The organism is Streptomyces sp. SID486 (genome assembly GCF_009865385.1).
In the GTDB taxonomy this organism is placed as follows: Bacteria; Actinomycetota; Actinomycetes; order Streptomycetales; family Streptomycetaceae; genus Streptomyces.
Map to the genome: position 1 here is coordinate 1 of NZ_WWJT01000050.1, position 17,101 is coordinate 17,101.

Consider the following 17,101-nt stretch of genomic DNA (forward strand, 5'->3'; position numbering starts at 1 on the left):
CGCGGGCCCGGCCGCCCCCGGCCGCCCCCGGCCGCCCGCGGCCGTCGGGCCGGCGTCCCCACCCGGCTGCGTGGTACCGGTTTCCACCGCTGTGTCGGGTTTCCACCGCTGTGTCGGGCCGGCGTCCCCACCCGGCTACGTGGTGCCGGTCTCCACCGCTGTGCAGCGCCAGCGGAGGTCCTGGCCGAGCTCCAGGCGGAAGGCCATCGCCCGCAGCCGGTCGCCGGCGGCGATGCGGGCGAAGACCTCCAGGGCGCCTTCGCTGGGGACGTAGTAGCCGATGTCGTGGACGACGGGGCGGGTGCCGTGGGTCCGCAGGGGGCCGTGCTCGGCCAGGCGGGCCAGGTCGTCGTAGGCGCGGCCGGCCGTGTACCCGAGCATCCAGTGGACAGGCCGCCGGCCGCTCAGGACGGCCAGCAGGCGGTCCGCGAAGAGGTCGGTGGGGCGGGGCTGCGGCACGGCCTCCCGGGGCGCCGTACGGGCCTCTACGGCGGGCTGGGCGGCCTGCCGGTCGGCGCGGGTCGCCGCCGGACGGCTGGGGGTGCGGGGCGGGGCGCCACCGGGGCGGCGGGAGTCCCGGCGGGTCGGCGGACGGTGCCGGGGGCGGGACCGGGCGGTGCGGCTCATGACCTTGTTCATGGGGGACCCCGTTCTGCGGGCCCGGGATACCGGGCGGTAACTCGCTGGTGGGGATCTTGTACGGGGCCCGGGAGGCGCTCGCAAGGAAGGGACGGCGGGCCGGAGGGGGCCGGGAAGGTTCACCTATCCGTGTGATCGGGGAGGTGCTCGGCCCCTCGGACAGGCGGCGGAACAGGGTGAACCGCGGGCGCCGGGTGGACGCCCCGGCGGGGGCGGGCGGGGACCCGAAAGGGGACGTGCGCACGTATCCTGAAGGTCCTCCGGGAGACGCGCCAGCCGCTCTCGCCGGCGCCCCAGCGGAGCCTTTGACCAGGAAAGAGCGGCCAGTATGCGCGTCTACGTCCCCCTCACCCTCCCCGCTCTCGCCGAGGCGCACAGGACGGGTGAGCTGGGGAGCGGCCCGTTCGCCGCGTACGCCGTCACGCCCGCCCTGCGCGAGTGGTACCTCTCGGAGGACATCGAGGAGCTGGAGTACGCGGCGCTCAGCCGGGCCGCGCTGGCCTCGCTGCGGCTGCTGGCGGCGGACCCGGAGGCGGTGCGGCGCCGGGCCGTGGTCGCCGTGGACGTGCCCGACGGCGCGGTGAGCGCCGGCCCGGACCGCGGGTCCGGCCCGTCCGCCCTCGGCGAGGTGACCGTGACGGTGCCGGTGCCGCTCGCCAAGGCGGCCTCCGTGCACGCCGACGCCGAGGACGCGGAGCCGGACGTGGCCGCGGCGGCGGAAGCGCTGGAGTCGGCGGACGGCGGGGACGGCGACGCGCAGGCGGTCGTCGACGGGGCGGACGACCACGAACTGCTGTGGTTCGCCACCCAGGAGATCCCCCACCTGATCGCGCAGGGCTGATCCGGAGCCCCGCTCGGCGTTCTGGCTGTCAGTGGGGGCGGGTACGGTCTTGGACATGGGGATGCACGGAAAGGCGCACATCGTCTGGGACTGGAACGGGACGCTGTTCCACGACAACGACGCCATCATCGGGGCGACGAACGCGGCCTTCGCCGAGCTGGGGCTCGCGGCGATCACACTGGAGCAGTACCGGTCGCTGTACTGCGTGCCGGTGCCGAAGTTCTACGAGCGGCTGCTCGGACGGCTGCCCACCGACGCCGAGTGGGAACAGATGGACGGCGTCTTCCACCGGCACTACACCGAGCACCGGGTGCGGTGCCGGCTCACGCAGGGCGCGGAGGAGCTGCTCGCGGGGTGGCGGTCGGCGGGACACAGCCAGTCGCTGCTGAGCATGTACGGGCACGAGGAGCTGGTGCCGCTGGTCCGGGGCTTCGGCATCGAGGCGCACTTCATACGGGTCGACGGGCGTACCGGACCCTCCGGTGGCAGCAAGGCCGAGCACATGGTGCGGCATCTGGAGGCACTGGCGGGGCTGGTCGAGCCGGCGCGGACGGTGGTGATCGGGGACGCGGCGGACGACGCGCTCGCCGCACTGCACGTGGGGGCGCGGGCCGTGCTGTACACCGGCGGGTCGCACAGCAGGGCCAGCCTGGAGGACGCGGGCGTACCGGTGGTCGACACGCTGGCCGAGGCGGTGGCGGAGGCCCGGCAGCTCGCCGCGTGACGGGGCCGCGCCGGCCGTGGCGCGGCCGGCGCATCGGTGGTCCGCGGCGAGAGAGCGGCCGGCGCATCGGTTACTCGCGGTGAGAGAGCGGCCGGCGCAGCGGTGACCCGCGGCGAGAAGCCCCGGTGCATGAGCGGTCCCGGCGGGGCGCGGCCGGTGCGGCAGGGGCCCCGGGTCAGTCCACCGGCGCCTCGGTCCGCAGCACGTTGACGAACTCCCGCATCCACGCCGGGTGGTCCGGCCACGCGCGGGCCGAGACCAGGGTGCCGTCGACGACCGTCTCGGCGTCCTGGAAGCCCGCCCCGGCCGCCTGCATGTCGGGCTCCAGCGCGGGATAGGCGGTGACCCGGCGGCCCCGCAGCGAGTCGATCGCCGCGGTGAGCAGCGGGCCGTGGCAGATCTGGGCGACGGGCTTGTCCGCGTCGAAGAACGCCTTGAGGATCTTGCGCAGCTCGGGGTCGTTGCGCAGGTACTCCGGGGCCCGGCCGCCGGGGATGACCAGCGCCGCGTACGCACCCGGATCGACCTCGGCGAAGGCCAGGTCGGCGGGCCAGGTGTAGCCGGGCTTCTCGGTGTAGGTGTCGTACCCGGGCTCGAAGTCGTGGACGACGAAACGGAGCGTCTTGCGGGTGGGCGCCGCGATGTGGACCTCGTAGCCCTCCTCGCGTAGCCGCTGGTACGGGTAGAGCACCTCCAGGGACTCCGCTGCGTCGCCGGTGACGATGAGGATCTTCGTGGGCATGTCGGCTCCTCGGGCAGGTTCCGGGCTCTGCGGGCAGGACGCTGGGCCGTGCGGGTGGGACGCTGGGGTGTGCGGGTGGAGCTCCGGGCACCGTGCCCCGGCCGGATGCGCCCTGCCAAGAGGGCCCGGTGGTTTTCAGGGTGCGTCCGGGGGCGCGGGGGCGCACCCGGTACGTCACACGCCCCCGGCCCGCCGCTGTGCAGAACGTCAAACTTCACCCCTTGGTTTTGTACACATACGGCTCATGACGCACCCGGGGTGAGGGGCGATAGCCTTGTGGCGTGATCAGCGCGATATCTCGCGGGAGCGATGCCGCTCCTGCCCTGCGCCCGGGTTGCACGGAACACCTCCGTGACCGGGCGGCGGTCGCTGGTCTTCACGGGCGGGGCGGGGGCGCGGAAGCCCCCGGGGCGCCGAGGACGGTCGGGCTCGCGGCGGTGCCGAGAGCAGCGTCACACCCGACGGACGTCTCGACAATGGCCGAATTCCCCCCGCTCATCTCTCCTCGCGGCATACCGTCGGAACCGACCGGACACCCCGGGCCGTGGCGTTGTGTCGCAAGGGAAGAGACCGTACTTCCTTCTACGTCACGCAACGGCGCGCGACAGGAGCCAGAGGACAATGCAGACCAAGCTGGACGAAGCCAAGGCCGAGCTGCTCGAGAGGGCTGCCCGGGTAGCTGAGAACAGCCCGGTCGGGGGGCACCTACCGACCGGGACGACGAGCGAGGGCACCCCCGGCACCCCGGACAGCGAGACGGTGCTCGCGTTCCTCCAGCGCTACTACCTGCACACCGCCCCGGAAGACCTCGCCGACCGCGACCCGGTCGACGTCTTCGGCGCCGCGGTCTCGCACTACCGTCTCGCCGAGAACCGCCCGCAGGGCACCGCGAACGTCCGGGTGCACACGCCGACCGTGGAAGAGAACGGGTGGACCTGCAGCCACACCGTCGTGGAGGTCGTCACCGACGACATGCCCTTCCTCGTCGACTCCGTGACCAACGAGCTGACCCGGCAGGGACGCGGCATCCACGTCGTGATCCACCCGCAGATCGTCGTCCGGCGCGACCTGACCGGCAAGCTGATCGAGGTGCTGCGCACCCCGTCCACCGGCGACCTGCCGCACGACGCGCACGTCGAGTCCTGGATCCACGTGGAGATCGACCGGGAGACCGACCGCGCCGACCTGAAGCAGATCACCGCCGACCTGCTGCGCGTCCTGTCCGACGTCCGGGAGGCCGTCGAGGACTGGGAGAAGATGCGGGAGGCGGCCAACCGGATCGCCGACGGCCTGGAGAGCGAGCCCGTCCCCGCCGACCTGCCCAAGCCCGAGGTCGCGGAGGCCCGCGAGCTGCTGCACTGGCTGTCCTCGGACCACTTCACCTTCCTCGGCTTCCGTGAGTACCAGCTGCGCGACGACGACACGCTTGCCGCAGTGCCCGGCACCGGTCTGGGGATACTGCGCTCGGACCCGCAGCACGCCGAGGACGACCAGCACCCGGTCAGCCCCTCCTTCGAACGTCTCCCGGCCGACGCCCGCGCCAAGGCGCGCGAGCACAAGCTGCTCGTGCTGACCAAGGCCAACAGCCGGGCCACCGTGCACCGGCCGTCGTACCTGGACTACATCGGCGTCAAGAAGTTCGACGCGGACGGCAACGTCGTCGGCGAGCGCCGCTTCCTCGGCCTGTTCTCCTCCGCCGCCTACACCGAGTCCGTCCGCCGTGTCCCGGTCATCCGCCGCAAGGTCGACGAGGTGCTGGAGCTCGCCGGGTTCTCGCCCAACAGCCACGACGGCCGCGACCTGCTCCAGATCATGGAGACGTACCCGCGCGACGAGCTGTTCCAGACGCCGCCCGCCGAGCTGCAGTCGATCGTCACCAGCGTCCTGTACCTGCAGGAGCGCCGCCGGCTGCGGCTGTACCTGCGCCAGGACGAGTACGGCCGCTACTACTCGGCGCTCGTCTACCTGCCGCGCGACCGCTACACCACCGGCGTCCGCCTGCGGATCATCGACATCCTGAAGGAGGAGCTCGGCGGCATCAGCGTCGACTTCACCGCCTGGAACACCGAGTCGATCCTGTCCCGGCTGCACTTCGTCGTCCGGGTCCCGCAGGGCACCGAGCTGCCCGAGCTGTCGGACAGCGACAAGGAGCGCATCGAGGCGCGCCTGGTGGAGGCGGCCCGCTCCTGGGCCGACGCGTTCGCCGAGGCGCTGACCGCCGAGTGCGGCGAGGAGCGCGCGGCCGAGGTGCTGCGCCGCTACAACCAGGCGTTCCCCGAGGGCTACAAGGCCGACCACAGCCCGCGGGCCGCGGTCGCCGACCTCGTCCACCTGGAGCAGCTCAGCGAGGACAAGGCCTTCTCGCTGAGCCTGTACGAGCCGGTGGGCGCCGCGCCCGAGGAGCGCCGCTTCAAGATCTACCAGAAGGGCGGCACGGTCTCCCTCTCCAAGGTGCTGCCCGTGCTGAGCCGGCTCGGCGTCGAGGTGACGGACGAGCGGCCGTACGAGCTGCGCTGCGCGGACCGCACCACCGCCTGGATCTACGACTTCGGTCTGCGCATGCCGAAGTCGCTCGGCGGCGGCAACGGCGACTACCTGGGCGACGACGGCCGTGAGCGGTTCCAGGAGGCGTTCGCCGCGACCTGGACCGGCAAGGCCGAGAACGACGGCTTCAACGCCCTCGTGCTCAGCGCCGGGCTGACCTGGCGGCAGGCGATGGTGCTGCGCGCCTACGCCAAGTACCTGCGGCAGGCCGGGTCGACCTTCTCCCAGGACTACATGGAGGACACCCTCCGCAACAACGTCCACACCACCCGGCTCCTCGTCTCCCTGTTCGAGGCGCGGATGTCCCCGGAGCGGCAGAAGGCCGGGCTGGAGATCACCGACGCCCTGCTGGAGGAGCTGGACGCCGCCCTGGAGCAGGTGGCGAGCCTGGACGAGGACCGCATCCTGCGGTCGTTCCTGACCGTCATCAAGGCGACCCTGCGCACGAACTTCTTCCAGAAGACGGCCGGCGGCGCGCCGCACGGCTACATCTCCATGAAGTTCGACCCGCAGGCCATCCCGGACCTGCCCGCGCCGCGCCCGGCGTACGAGATCTGGGTGTACTCACCGCGCGTGGAGGGCGTGCACCTGCGCTTCGGCAAGGTCGCCCGGGGCGGTCTGCGCTGGTCCGACCGGCGCGAGGACTTCCGTACGGAGATCCTCGGCCTGGTCAAGGCGCAGATGGTGAAGAACACGGTCATCGTGCCGGTCGGCGCCAAGGGCGGCTTCGTCGCCAAGCAGCTGCCGGACCCGGGCGTGGACCGCGACGCCTGGCTGGCCGAGGGTGTCGCCAGCTACAAGACCTTCATCTCGGCGCTGCTCGACATCACCGACAACATGGTGGCCGGCGAGGTCGTGCCGCCGCAGGACGTGGTCCGGCACGACGGCGACGACACCTACCTGGTGGTCGCCGCCGACAAGGGCACCGCGACGTTCTCGGACATCGCCAACGGGGTCGCCGAGCAGTACAACTTCTGGCTCGGCGACGCGTTCGCCTCCGGCGGCTCGGCCGGCTACGACCACAAGGGCATGGGCATCACCGCGCGCGGTGCCTGGGAGTCCGTGAAGCGGCACTTCCGTGAGCTGGGCGTCGACACGCAGTCCGAGGACTTCACGGTCGTCGGCATCGGTGACATGTCCGGTGACGTGTTCGGCAACGGCATGCTGCTCTCCGAGCACATCCGCCTGGTCGCCGCCTTCGACCACCGGCACATCTTCATCGACCCCACCCCGGACGCGGCCACCTCCTACGCCGAGCGCCGCCGCCTGTTCGAGCTGCCGCGCTCCAGCTGGGCCGACTACGACACCGAGCTGCTGTCGGCGGGCGGCGGGATCTTCCCGCGCAGCGCCAAGTCGATCACGCTCAACAGCCACATCCGCGAGGCCCTCGGCATCGAGGACAAGGTCGCCAAGATGACCCCGGCCGACCTGATGAAGACGATCCTCGCGGCACCGGTGGACCTGCTGTGGAACGGCGGCATCGGCACGTACGTGAAGGCGTCGGCCGAGTCGAACGCGGACGTCGGCGACAAGGCCAACGACGCCATCCGTGTCGACGGCGCCGACCTGCGGGTCAAGGTCGTCGGCGAGGGCGGCAACCTGGGCCTGACCCAGCTCGGCCGGATCGAGTTCGCCCTGCAGGGCGGGAAGATCAACACCGACGCGATCGACAACAGCGCCGGTGTGGACACCTCCGACCACGAGGTGAACATCAAGATCCTGCTGAACGGCCTGGTCGCGGACGGCGACATGACCGTCAAGCAGCGCAACAAGCTGCTCGCCGAGATGACCGACGAGGTCGGCTCGCTGGTCCTGCGCAACAACTACGCGCAGAACACCGCCCTGGCCAACGCCCTGTTCCAGGCCAAGGACATGCTCCACGCCCAGCAGCGGTTCCTGCGCCACCTGGTGCGCGAGGGCCACCTGGACCGGGCGCTGGAGTTCCTGCCCACCGACCGCCAGATCCGCGAGCGGCTCACCCAGGGCATGGGTCTGACCAGCCCCGAGACGGCCGTCGTCCTGGCGTACACGAAGATCACGGTGGCCGAGGAGCTGCTGCACACCTCGCTGCCGGACGACCCGTACCTGCGCGGCCTGCTGCACGCGTACTTCCCGACGGCCCTGCGCGAGCGCTTCGCCGAGGCCATCGACAACCACCCGCTGCGCCGCGAGATCACCACCACCGTGCTGGTCAACGACACGGTCAACACGGGCGGTACGACGTACCTGCACCGCCTGCGCGAGGAGACCGGTGCCTCCCTGGAGGAGATCGTCCGGGCCCAGACCGCGGCCCGCGCGATCTTCTGCTCGGCACCGGTGTGGGACGCGGTCGAGGCCCTCGACAACACCGTCGACGCGGGCGTCCAGACCCGCATCCGGCTGCACTCGCGCCGCCTGATCGAGCGCGGCACGCGCTGGCTGCTCAACAACCGGCCGCAGCCGCTCCAGCTCGCCGAGACGGTGGAGTTCTTCGCCGAGCGGGTCGAGCGGGTCTGGCAGGAGCTGCCGAAGCTGCTGCGCGGCGCGGACCTGGAGTGGTACCAGCACGTGTACGACGAGCTGTCCGCGGCCGGTGTCCCGGACGAAGTGGCCACCCGCGTGGCCGGCTTCTCCTCCGCCTTCCCGGCGCTCGACATCGTCTCGGTGGCCGACCGCCTGGGCAAGGAGCCGCTGGACGTCGCCGAGATCTACTACGACCTCGCCGACCGGCTGGACATCACCCAGCTGATGGACCGCATCATCGAGCTGCCCCGTGAGGACCGCTGGCAGTCCATGGCCCGCGCCTCCATCCGCGAGGACCTGTACGCGGCCCACGCGGCGCTCACCGCGGACGTCTTCGCCGCGGGCAACGGCACCTCGACGCCGGAGCAGCGGTTCAAGGCGTGGGAGCAGAAGAACAGCGCGATCCTGGGCCGGGCCCGCACCACCCTGGACGAGATCCGCGGTTCGGACGCGTTCGACCTCGCCAACCTGTCGGTGGCGATGCGCACGATGCGGACGCTGCTGCGCACGCACTCGTAGCCGTACGGCACACAGGGCGCCCCGGACACTTCGCTGCCCGGGGCGCCTCGCGCGTGCCCGGCCTGTAGGGTCGATGGATCATGCAGACCGTGCCGTCCGATACCGAACCGAAGCGCCGTACGGCACCGGCACGCGGCTCCACGGCCCGTGCCGGCCGGGTGTCGGCGCAGGCCGCGGCGGCGCTCCTCGTGGCGCTGCTGCTCCTGGTCGTCGTCCGCCTGCCGTGGGCGGGCGACCTGGGCATGCACGCGGCCACGGTGCAGCGCCTGCGCCACAGCCTGGTGCACCCCGGCAACCCCCTGGTCGACGCCGACTCCCCGAGCCCGTACTACTCACCGTGGATGCTGCTGCTCGGCGTCGTCGCCAAGCTGACGGGCCTGTCGGTGTTCGTGGTCCTGCGGCTGGGGGCGCTCGCCGGGCTGGGACTGCTGGTGACCGGCGTCCTGCGTCACGTCCGTACCCTGAGCGCCCATCGCGCCGCCCCCGCCCTGGCGCTGCTGAGCCTGCTCCTGCTGTGGGGGCCGGTGCTGTTCAACTGGAGCGGCTTCCTCGGGCTGAACTCCCTGGCGCTGACGGTGTCGTACCCGAGCGTGCTCGCGCTCGGCCTCGCCTTCCACTTCTGGGCGTGGCTGACGCGGGCGTCGCGCGGGCAGGCCGGCTGGGGGGTGTGGCTCGGGCTGGGCGCGCTGTGGGCGCTGATCCTGCTGTGCCACCAGTTCACCGGGGTCGTGGCGTCGCTCGGTGCCCTGGCCGCGCTGCTCGCGGCCCGGCCGGCCCGTACGGCGCTGCTGCGGCTCGGCGCCGGGCTGGCGTTGGGGCTGCTGGTGCTGTGGCTCTGGCCGTACTACGACTTCTTCGCGCTGTTCTCCGCGGGCGCGGACCTGGAGGCCATCCACCGGCCGCTGTACCAGGACCTGGCCGGGCGGTTCGGGCTCGTGCTGCTCGGGGTGGCGGCCCTGGCGCTGCGGTGGCGCCGGGACCGCCGGGACCCGCTGGTCCTCTTCTTCGTCCTCGGCGCGCTGGTGTTCGCGGCGGGGGGTCTGAGCGGCCACTACTCCTGGGGCCGCGCCCTGCCCGCCGCGCTGATCCCGGCGCAGCTCGCCGCCGCGCTGGAAGCCGTGTCGGCGGGACGGCGGGGGATGCGCAGGGGCTGGGCGTGCGTGCTGCTCGCCGCGCTGGCGGTGGGGGCGTGGACGCAGGCCGGGACGCTCGGGTACGTGATCGACCGGGACGCGCTGCCCGGGGCGGTCGCGGCGAAGTACCGGGAGCCGTGGACCGGCTACCAGTGGATCATGCGGGCCGGGGTGCGGTACGGCGACGTGGTGATGACCGGCGAGTGGCCGGCCCGGCAGATCCCCGCGTACGGGCCGTACACCGTTGCGCCGGGGTATCCGGACGTGTTCCTGAAGGACGCGGGGCGGCGGGAGGCGGCGGTGAACCGGTACTTCGCCGCGGGCGCGTCCGACCGGGTACGGCGGGGCATCCTGCGCGAGTACGACGTGAAGTGGGTGGTGGCCGGCAGGTCGGCAGCGGCACCGTGGCTGCACGAGGTGACCGTCGGCCCCGGCGGAAAGGCCCTGTACCGAGTGGTGCCCTAGACGGGAGCCGCCCCGCAGGGGCGCGGGGAACGGCGCGACCGGCCAGGACGGCGCCGCGGCCGGTCACGCACCTCGGCACGACGGCCTGCCTGCCCGCAGCCGGGTCGGGGGCGCCCCGCAGGGGCGCGGGGAACGGCGCGACCGGCCACGACGGCGCGGCGGCCGGTCACGCACCTCGGCACGACGGCGCCGCGTACCTTCGGCGCCGCAGCCGGTCGCACCTTCGTACGGCGGCGCTGCGTACCTTCGGCGCGGCGGTGCTCGGAGGCCGGCCCCGTTACCTCAGCACGCTCGACACCAGGCGTACGGCGCTGCGTACCCGGGGCCGGTCGAGGCGGCGGACCAGTGGGCGGATCACCCGCGCCGTCGTCCCCGTCGGCTGCCAGCGGATCTGCAGGCGGCCGGGGTTGCGGCCCTCCGGCTCCACGGTGACCCGGTGGTCGCCGACGCGGGCCGTGCGGGCCGGGAAGTCGAGGGGCGCCAGCAGCAGGGCCGCGTTGGACAGACCTTGCTGGGCCAGCCGGATCACGGGATGGCGTACGCCCTCGAAACCGTGGACGGGCAGCGAGGCGGCGGCCAGGTCCAGCTGGACGGTGCCTTCGAAGACGCCGGGGCGGACGGGGTCGAGACGGAAGGGGACCGTCATCCGGCGCTTGCCGGGAGTCAGCAGCAGGGACGCGCGCTGCGGGCCGACGGGCAGCCGCAGACCGGGGTCGTACGTGCGGATCGCCAGGGTCAGCGTCGCCCCCGCGCCGGCGGTCAGCTCCGTGATCTCGTGGCGGAACTGGGCGGTGGGGAAGGGACGGGTGTCCAGCTCCAGGTCGGACACGTCCAGTTCACGGCGGGCCCGGTCCGTGGCCGGGGCGCTGTCACCCCAGTACGCCGCACCCGTGCCGTCGGTCGTCACCTGCCGTGGTGCCACGCCGTGTCCCAGCCCGCGCGCCGCCACCAGGGCGTCGGCCGTGCGGCCGTCCCGCAGCAGCTCCAGCACCACCCGCTCGGGCCGCGGCAGCCGCTCGTACGCGCCGGGGGACAGCGTGTCCAGGTAGGGGTTCATGATGTCCGCGAAGGACGCCAGCCACTCCTCGTCCCGGTACGGGAGGTCGCCCGCGTACATCCGGAAGTCGTGCTTGAGGAACTTGTAGTCCTTGTCCTCCCGCAGTCCCGCGTGCCCGCTGTCGACCAGGAACTCGTCGATCAGCCGCTGCACGTGGACGCGGTCGCGGACGTTGGAGATCTTGTGCCGCTGGTTGGAGATGGAGGCGGAGGCCGCGGCGGCGAACGGCTCGATGTACCAGACGTACACCGGGTCCGGGATGATCGTGAACGCCTTCGCCAGGCAGTACGCCTGCGCCGAGAACAGCTGGTCCTCGTAGTGGATGCCCTCGGGGAAGCGCAGCTGGTGGCGGTCGAGGAAGGCGCGGGCGTACATCTTGCTGGTCGACAGGTGCTCGAACAGCAGCCGGGGGTCCGCCTCGATGCCCTCCACGGTGCGGCGCTCGGCGACCACGTGCGGCATCCAGGTCGTGCGGCGCCCGTTGTCCACCCGGACCCGGCGCACCGCGCCCATGGTGAAGTCCACCTCCCGCTCCCGGTGGGCGGCGAGCAGCAGCTCCACCGCGCGCGGCGGCAGTTCGTCGTCGCTGTCCAGGAACATCAGGTACGGCGCCCGGGCGATCTCGATGGCCCGGTTGCGCGGGGCGCTGCAGCCGCCGCTGTTCTCCGGCAGGCGGATGTAGCGGACGCGCTCGTCCTCGGCCGCCAGCCGCCGCGCGACCGCGGGCGTGTCGTCCGTCGAGTGGTCGTCGCTGATGACGATCTCGATGTTCGCGTGGGTCTGCGCGCGCAGGGAGGCCACCGCGCGCGGCAGGCGGGCCGCGTCGTTGTAGACGATGACCGTGACCGTGACGTCGGGGCTGGTCATGCGGAGGCCTCCTCGGGCGTCGGGGCGGGGGTGCGGTCCTCGATGGGGAGCACGGGTGGCAGCGACTCCTCCGGTTCGCCCAGGAACACCCGCCGTACGATCCGTTCCGCCGCGCGCCCGTCGTCGAACTCGCAGAAGCGGCGCCGGAACGCGGCCCGTGCCTTGGCCGCGCTCTCGTCGCGCCAGGCGCCGGAGGCGAAGATCTCCGCGAGTTCCTCCTGGGTGCGGGCGACCTGGCCGGGGTGCTCGGTCATGAGGTCGAAGTAGACCCCGCGGGTGGTGCGGTAGGTCTCCCAGTCGTCGGCGTAGATCACGATCGGGCGGTCGAGGTTGGCGTAGTCGAACATGATCGACGAGTAGTCCGTGACCAGCGCGTCGGCGGCCAGACACAGTTCCTCGACGGGGTCGTAGGAGGAGACGTCGATGATCCGCCCGGAGCGGCGCAGGCCGGTCAGCGGGGAGGCGGCGCCGCCGTAGAAGTAGTGGGCGCGGACGAGGAGCACGGTGTCCTCGCCCAGGCGGTCGGCGAGGGCGGCGAGGTCGAGGCGGGGGGTGAAGCCGGCCTCGTAGTCACGGTGGGTCGGGGCGTACAGGACGGCCGTCCGGCCCGGGGGGATGCCCAGCCGCTCGCGGGCGGCGCGCACGGCCCGGGCGTCGCTGCCGTAGTAGACGTCGTTGCGCGGATAGCCGTGGTCGAGCGAGGTGTAGCGGGACGGGTAGGCGCGCTCCCACATGCGGGTGGAGTGGCTGTTGGCGCTGACGCTGTAGTCCCACTTGTCGACTCGGGCCAGCAGGGCGGCGAAGTCCAGGCCCTTGGCGGCGGCCGGGTGGTCCATCTGGTCCAGGCCCATGCGCTTGAGCGGGGTGCCGTGGTGGGTCTGGAGGTGGACGGCGTCCGGGCGCTTGACCACGCCGTTCGGGAAGTTGACGTTGTTCGTCAGGTACTTGGCGGTGGCCAGGGTCTCCCAGTAGCGGCGGGTGCCGGGGACGACGTGGTCGGTGCCGGGCGGCAGCAGGGCCGCGTTCTGCTTGCTCACCACCCACACCGGGTGGATGTGCGGGGCGAGTTCGGCGAGCTTCGCGGCGATCGCGGCCGGGTTGCAGGCCACTCCGCGGTCCCAGTAGGCCGAGAACACGGCGAGGTTCGGGTCCACCGGGCGGCTCAGGGCGCGCCGGTAGTGGTGGTCGCGGACCTTGGCGCCCAGCTGGCGCTTGCGGGCGCGTACGGCCTTGCGGGCGGCGCGGCGGGTGCGGTTGGCGGTCTGGAACGCGCGGTACTTGGTGTAGGCGCCCTCCTCCAGCAGCGCGTGCCGGACGCCCTCCAGGCCCGCCGGCCGGCGGTGGCCCGCGGGGCGCCAGCGGACCGTGGCCAGGGAGGCGCGGCGGAAGAACTCGCGGGCCACCGCGTCGGGCAGGTCCTCGCGGGCGAAGGTGCGCACCAGGTCGCGCACCATCAGGTCGTACAGGACGGTGTGGGGGGCGCGGCGGTCCCGGACGAGCGGGAGCAGGGACTCGTACCGGTCGATGAGTGTGAGCCGGTCCTCGGGGGCGCGTGGCGGCAGGCTCTCCGGGCGCAGGACGCGGTGTTCGTACGCCGTCTGGTTCAGGCAGGCGACGCGGCCGGCGTGCAGCAGGGCCGCGAGGGCGGCCAGCGGCTCGTCGTCGGTGGTCAGCTGCTCCTCGTGGGCCTGCCAGAACTCGGCGCGCAGGGCACGGTTGCCGAGCAGCGGGGTGAGCCGCAGCAGGTCGGCGGCGTCGGCCAGGGGCAGTGCGGCACGGCCGACGGCGGCGAGGTGGCGGCCGTCGGGGGAGGGGGCGGCGGCGGTCTGCCAGGTGGTGGTGACGTGGTCGAAGAGGAGGACGTCCACGGGGGTGGCGCCGGGGCCGGAGGCGGCCGCGGCGTCCAGTTCGGCGGTCCGCTCCGCGATCAGGCGGGGCGCGCCGGCGGGCAGGCCGTCCTCGGCGTGGACGAAGTGCAGCCAGCGTCCGGACGCGCGGGCGGCTCCGGCCGCCCGCGCCGCGGCGTCCGCGGTGCCGGCCGGCAGCGGTACGACGATCACTTCGGGGGCGTGGCCCTCCGCCGTCTCCCGTGCCCAGTCCCCGACCGCGGCGACGATCACCTCGGCGTCGGTGTGGGGGTGGGCCGCGAGGGAGTCCAGCAGCTCGGTCAGATGCCCCTGTGCGTTCGGCCCGTGGACGATCACGCTCAGCTGGGGCATTGCACTGGTCTCCTTGGACTGGATGGCTCCTGGCATACCTTTCATAACATACCGTCATTAAGCCGATGAAAGGGATGATCGCCCTGGAAGGTGAGGGCTTGGTGAGGCTTCGGTGAGGGCTCCCTAGGAAGGAAGAGACACCTTGGGCGCGGCCGGTTGCGGGGTGTCCGTCTTCGCGGCGGCCGCCTTCGGGGCCGGCTTCTTCGGTGCCGGTTTCTTGTCGCCGGTGAACGCCTCGTACTCCTTCATGACCTCTTCGGTCGGCCCGTCCATGCGCAGCTCGCCGCGCTCCAGCCACAGCACCCGCTCGCACGTGTCGCGGATCGACCTGTTGTTGTGGCTGACGAGGAAGACCGTGCCCGCGTGCTGCCGCAGCTCGCGGATCCGCGCCTCGGAACGCTTCTGGAAGGAGCGGTCGCCGGTGGCCAGCGCCTCGTCGATCAGCAGGACGTCGTGGTCCTTGGCGGCGGCGATGGAGAAGCGCAGCCGGGCGGCCATGCCGGAGGAGTAGGTGCGCATCGGCAGGGTGATGAAGTCGCCCTTCTCGTTGATGCCGGAGAAGTCGACGATGTCCTGGTAGCGCTCCTTGATCTGCTCCCGGGTCATGCCCATGGCGAGACCGCCGAGGTAGACGTTCCGCTCGCCCGTGAGGTCGCTCATCAGGGCCGCGTTGACGCCCAGCAGGGACGGCTGGCCGTCGGTGTGGATGTGCCCGCTCTCCACGGGCAGCAGTCCGGCCACGGCCTTGAGCAGGGTCGACTTGCCGGAACCGTTGGTGCCGATGAGGCCGATCGCCTCACCCCGGTAGGCGACGAACGACACCTTCTTCACGGCGTGCACCTTGCGCACTCCGGCCGCCTTCTCGGTCTGCTTGCGGCGCAGGATCCGGTTGAGGGCGGCGGTGGCGGTGCCGCGGCCGGCGCCGGTTCCGTTGACCCGGTAGACGATGTCGACGTCGTCGGCGATGACGGTGGGGATCTGCTCGGTCTGGGTCTGCTCAGCCACGGCCGTAGGTCTCCTCAGCCTTCCAGAAGTAGATGAAGCCGCCGATGCCGGCGAGCAGGGCCCACCCGGTGGCCGCCGCCCACACGTGCGGGGGCAGCGCGGCGGCGTGGAAGCTGTCGATCAGCGCGAACCGCATCAGGTCGATGTAGACGGCGGCGGGGTTGAGCTCCAGCAGGACCCTGAGGACGTGCGGTTCCTTCCTGGTCAGCTTGTCGATGCTCCACATCACACCGGAGACGTACATCCACGTGCGCAGCACGAAGGGCATCAGCTGCGCGATGTCCGGTGTCTTCGCGCCCAGGCGCGCCACGATCATCGACACGCCGGCGTTGAAGGTGAACTGGAGCACCAGGGCGGGGACGGCCAGCACCCAGGAGAGGGAGACCGGCACGCCGAAGCAGAGCAGGATGACGGCCAGCGCGGCCATCGAGAACAGCAGCTGCTGGAGCTGCTGGAGCGCGAAGGAGATCGGCAGGGCGGCGCGCGGGAAGTGCAGGGCGCGCACCAGGCCGAGGTTGCCGGAGATCGCCCGGGTGCCCGCCATGATCGAGCTCTGCGTGAACGTCCAGATGAACACGCCCGTGACCAGGAAGGGCACGTAGTCCGGCACGTTGTGCTTGGTGCCGAGCAGCACGCCGAAGATGAAGTAGTAGACCGCCGCGTTCAGCAGCGGGGTCATGACCTGCCAGACCTGGCCGAGCTTCGCCTGGCTGTACTGGGCGGTGAGCTTGGCGGTGGCGAAGGCGCTGATGAAGTGACGGCGGGCCCACAGCTGGCGGACGTACTCCGGCAGGGTGGGGCGGGCGCCGCTGACCGACAGGCCGTGCCGGGCAGCGAGCGCCGCGAGGTCGTCGGCGGCCGGGGCCCGGGTGGAGGGGGGCGGTGTGTGGAGGACCTGGCTCACATCCGCTGCTTTCGCTCGGGGGGTGGGGGTGCCGCGTCCGGCTCGCGCCGGGGTCGCCGCGTCCGTCTCCGTCGTCCGGCGTTCGCTTACGCTTCTCTTCACGTTCTCTTACGTCGGGACGGGACCGTATCGTCGCAACGTGAGACTAGGCCCAATGGACGTCGGAACGCAACCGTTTCGTCGTAACGCCCTATGCTGGGGGCATGACGACGAACGCCGCCGGGTCCGCCGACGAGCCGTCGGCGCGCCCGCGCCGCCGGACGCCCGCCGGGGCGGCCGTGCTCCGGGAGGACGTGACCGAGGCCATCCGCGCGGCCGTCTTCGAGGAACTGGCGGCGGCCGGCTACGCGCGCATGTCGATCGAGGGGATCGCCCGCCGGGCCGGTGTCGGCAAGACGGCGGTGTACCGGCGCTGGCGGTCGAAGCTCCACCTCGTCCTGGACGTCGTCTCCGCGATGGCGGTGACCGGCTTCCCGGTCCCCGACACGGGCTCCCTGGAGGGCGACCTGCGCTTCCTGTACGAGCTGACGTCCCGTGCCCTGCGCCATCCCGTCGCGTCCCAGATCATCCCCGACCTCCAGGCCGAGGCGGCCCGCAATCCCGACATCGCCGAGGCGTTCCAGAAGGCGTTGCGGGACGGGCAGGAGGGGGTGGCCAGCAAGATCGTGGCGGCGGCGGAGGGGCGGGGCGAGGTCCGCGCGGGCGTCGACCCCGACCTGGCGCTGGACCTCATCTCGGGCCCCCTGTACTGGCGCTCGGTGGTGATCCGTTCCCCGAAGCTGCCCAAGGGCTACCTGGAGAGGCTGGCGCGGGCCACGGCGGGGGCGCTCAAGGCGCTGTGACACCGCCGGCCGGCCGCCCCGGCCGCCCCGTCAGGAGCCGCGCGCCCGCCCCACCGGGACCCGCGACGCCCGCCTCACCGGGACCCGCGACGCCCGCC

11 protein-coding genes are annotated in these 17,101 nt (G+C 72.5%); 5 read left to right on the forward strand and 6 right to left on the reverse strand.

The annotated features are described in order from the left end of the window. Positions 1 to 135: 135 nt before the first annotated feature. Entirely contained in the window at positions 136 to 639 is a 504-nt protein-coding gene (locus tag GT045_RS02465) for an Rv3235 family protein (protein WP_161333148.1), read from the reverse strand. Between the two features lie 328 nt (positions 640 to 967). Here GT045_RS02465 and GT045_RS02470 point away from each other — a divergent pair, with 328 nt between their 5' ends. Both GT045_RS02470 and GT045_RS02475 read left to right on the forward strand, forming a co-directional pair. Further along, on the forward strand, positions 968 to 1,480 hold the full coding sequence (locus GT045_RS02470; RefSeq protein ID WP_161333149.1) for a hypothetical protein: 513 nt from the start codon (positions 968 to 970) through the stop codon (positions 1,478 to 1,480). A 55-nt stretch (positions 1,481 to 1,535) separates the two neighbouring features. Further along, positions 1,536 to 2,204: an HAD family hydrolase gene (locus GT045_RS02475; RefSeq protein ID WP_161297618.1), complete on the forward strand. Its 669-nt coding sequence runs from the start codon at positions 1,536 to 1,538 to the stop codon at positions 2,202 to 2,204. A 175-nt stretch (positions 2,205 to 2,379) separates the two neighbouring features. Here GT045_RS02475 and GT045_RS02480 read toward each other — a convergent pair whose 3' ends face one another. After that, positions 2,380 to 2,946, reverse strand: coding sequence for a DJ-1/PfpI family protein (locus GT045_RS02480; RefSeq protein ID WP_161297617.1), 567 nt, complete (start codon positions 2,944 to 2,946; stop codon positions 2,380 to 2,382). A gap of 621 nt (positions 2,947 to 3,567) precedes the next feature. Between GT045_RS02480 and GT045_RS02485 the strand changes: the two genes are divergently transcribed. Both GT045_RS02485 and GT045_RS02490 read left to right on the forward strand, forming a co-directional pair. Next, positions 3,568 to 8,511 (forward strand): NAD-glutamate dehydrogenase, encoded by a 4,944-nt coding sequence (locus GT045_RS02485; RefSeq protein WP_161333150.1) that lies wholly within the window; start codon positions 3,568 to 3,570, stop codon positions 8,509 to 8,511. Positions 8,512 to 8,669: 158 nt separating this feature from the next. Further along, positions 8,670 to 10,109 (forward strand): hypothetical protein, encoded by a 1,440-nt coding sequence (locus GT045_RS02490; protein ID WP_161333154.1) that lies wholly within the window; start codon positions 8,670 to 8,672, stop codon positions 10,107 to 10,109. Positions 10,110 to 10,386: 277 nt separating this feature from the next. On the opposite strand, the gene GT045_RS02495 is transcribed toward GT045_RS02490, so the two are convergent. The 4 genes from GT045_RS02495 to GT045_RS02510 all read right to left on the reverse strand — a co-directional run bounded on the left by GT045_RS02495 (position 10,387) and on the right by GT045_RS02510 (position 16,161). Then, positions 10,387 to 12,033 carry a glycosyltransferase family 2 protein gene (locus GT045_RS02495; RefSeq protein ID WP_161333151.1) on the reverse strand — a complete coding sequence of 549 codons (1,647 nt, stop codon included), beginning with the start codon at positions 12,031 to 12,033 and terminating at the stop codon, positions 10,387 to 10,389. Next, on the reverse strand, positions 12,030 to 14,252 hold the full coding sequence (locus GT045_RS02500) for a CDP-glycerol glycerophosphotransferase family protein (RefSeq protein ID WP_161298273.1): 2,223 nt from the start codon (positions 14,250 to 14,252) through the stop codon (positions 12,030 to 12,032). Before GT045_RS02500 ends, GT045_RS02495 begins: the two co-directional genes overlap by 4 nt. A gap of 123 nt (positions 14,253 to 14,375) precedes the next feature. Further along, positions 14,376 to 15,257, reverse strand: a complete 882-nt coding sequence (locus GT045_RS02505; RefSeq protein WP_161333152.1) for an ABC transporter ATP-binding protein — start codon at positions 15,255 to 15,257, stop codon at positions 14,376 to 14,378. Further along, on the reverse strand, positions 15,250 to 16,161 hold the full coding sequence (locus GT045_RS02510; protein ID WP_161333153.1) for an ABC transporter permease: 912 nt from the start codon (positions 16,159 to 16,161) through the stop codon (positions 15,250 to 15,252). The genes GT045_RS02505 and GT045_RS02510 overlap by 8 nt, the downstream gene beginning before the upstream one ends. A gap of 203 nt (positions 16,162 to 16,364) precedes the next feature. Between GT045_RS02510 and GT045_RS02515 the strand changes: the two genes are divergently transcribed. After that, positions 16,365 to 17,003 carry a TetR/AcrR family transcriptional regulator gene (locus tag GT045_RS02515; protein WP_161289923.1) on the forward strand — a complete coding sequence of 213 codons (639 nt, stop codon included), beginning with the start codon at positions 16,365 to 16,367 and terminating at the stop codon, positions 17,001 to 17,003. Positions 17,004 to 17,101 lie beyond the last annotated feature (98 nt).

What these genes read in the sequence shown, in the direction of transcription:
- GT045_RS02495 (WP_161333151.1), bottom strand. Translation starts at nt 12,033, where the DNA reads ATGACCAGCCCCGACGTCACGGTCACGGTCATCGTCTACAACGACGCG.
- GT045_RS02470 (WP_161333149.1), top strand. Translation starts at nt 968, where the DNA reads ATGCGCGTCTACGTCCCCCTCACCCTCCCCGCTCTCGCCGAGGCGCAC.
- GT045_RS02515 (WP_161289923.1), top strand. Translation starts at nt 16,365, where the DNA reads ATGACGACGAACGCCGCCGGGTCCGCCGACGAGCCGTCGGCGCGCCCG.
- GT045_RS02475 (WP_161297618.1), top strand. Translation starts at nt 1,536, where the DNA reads ATGGGGATGCACGGAAAGGCGCACATCGTCTGGGACTGGAACGGGACG.
- GT045_RS02465 (WP_161333148.1), bottom strand. Translation starts at nt 639, where the DNA reads ATGAACAAGGTCATGAGCCGCACCGCCCGGTCCCGCCCCCGGCACCGT.
- GT045_RS02480 (WP_161297617.1), bottom strand. Translation starts at nt 2,946, where the DNA reads ATGCCCACGAAGATCCTCATCGTCACCGGCGACGCAGCGGAGTCCCTG.
- GT045_RS02500 (WP_161298273.1), bottom strand. Translation starts at nt 14,252, where the DNA reads ATGCCCCAGCTGAGCGTGATCGTCCACGGGCCGAACGCACAGGGGCAT.
- GT045_RS02485 (WP_161333150.1), top strand. Translation starts at nt 3,568, where the DNA reads ATGCAGACCAAGCTGGACGAAGCCAAGGCCGAGCTGCTCGAGAGGGCT.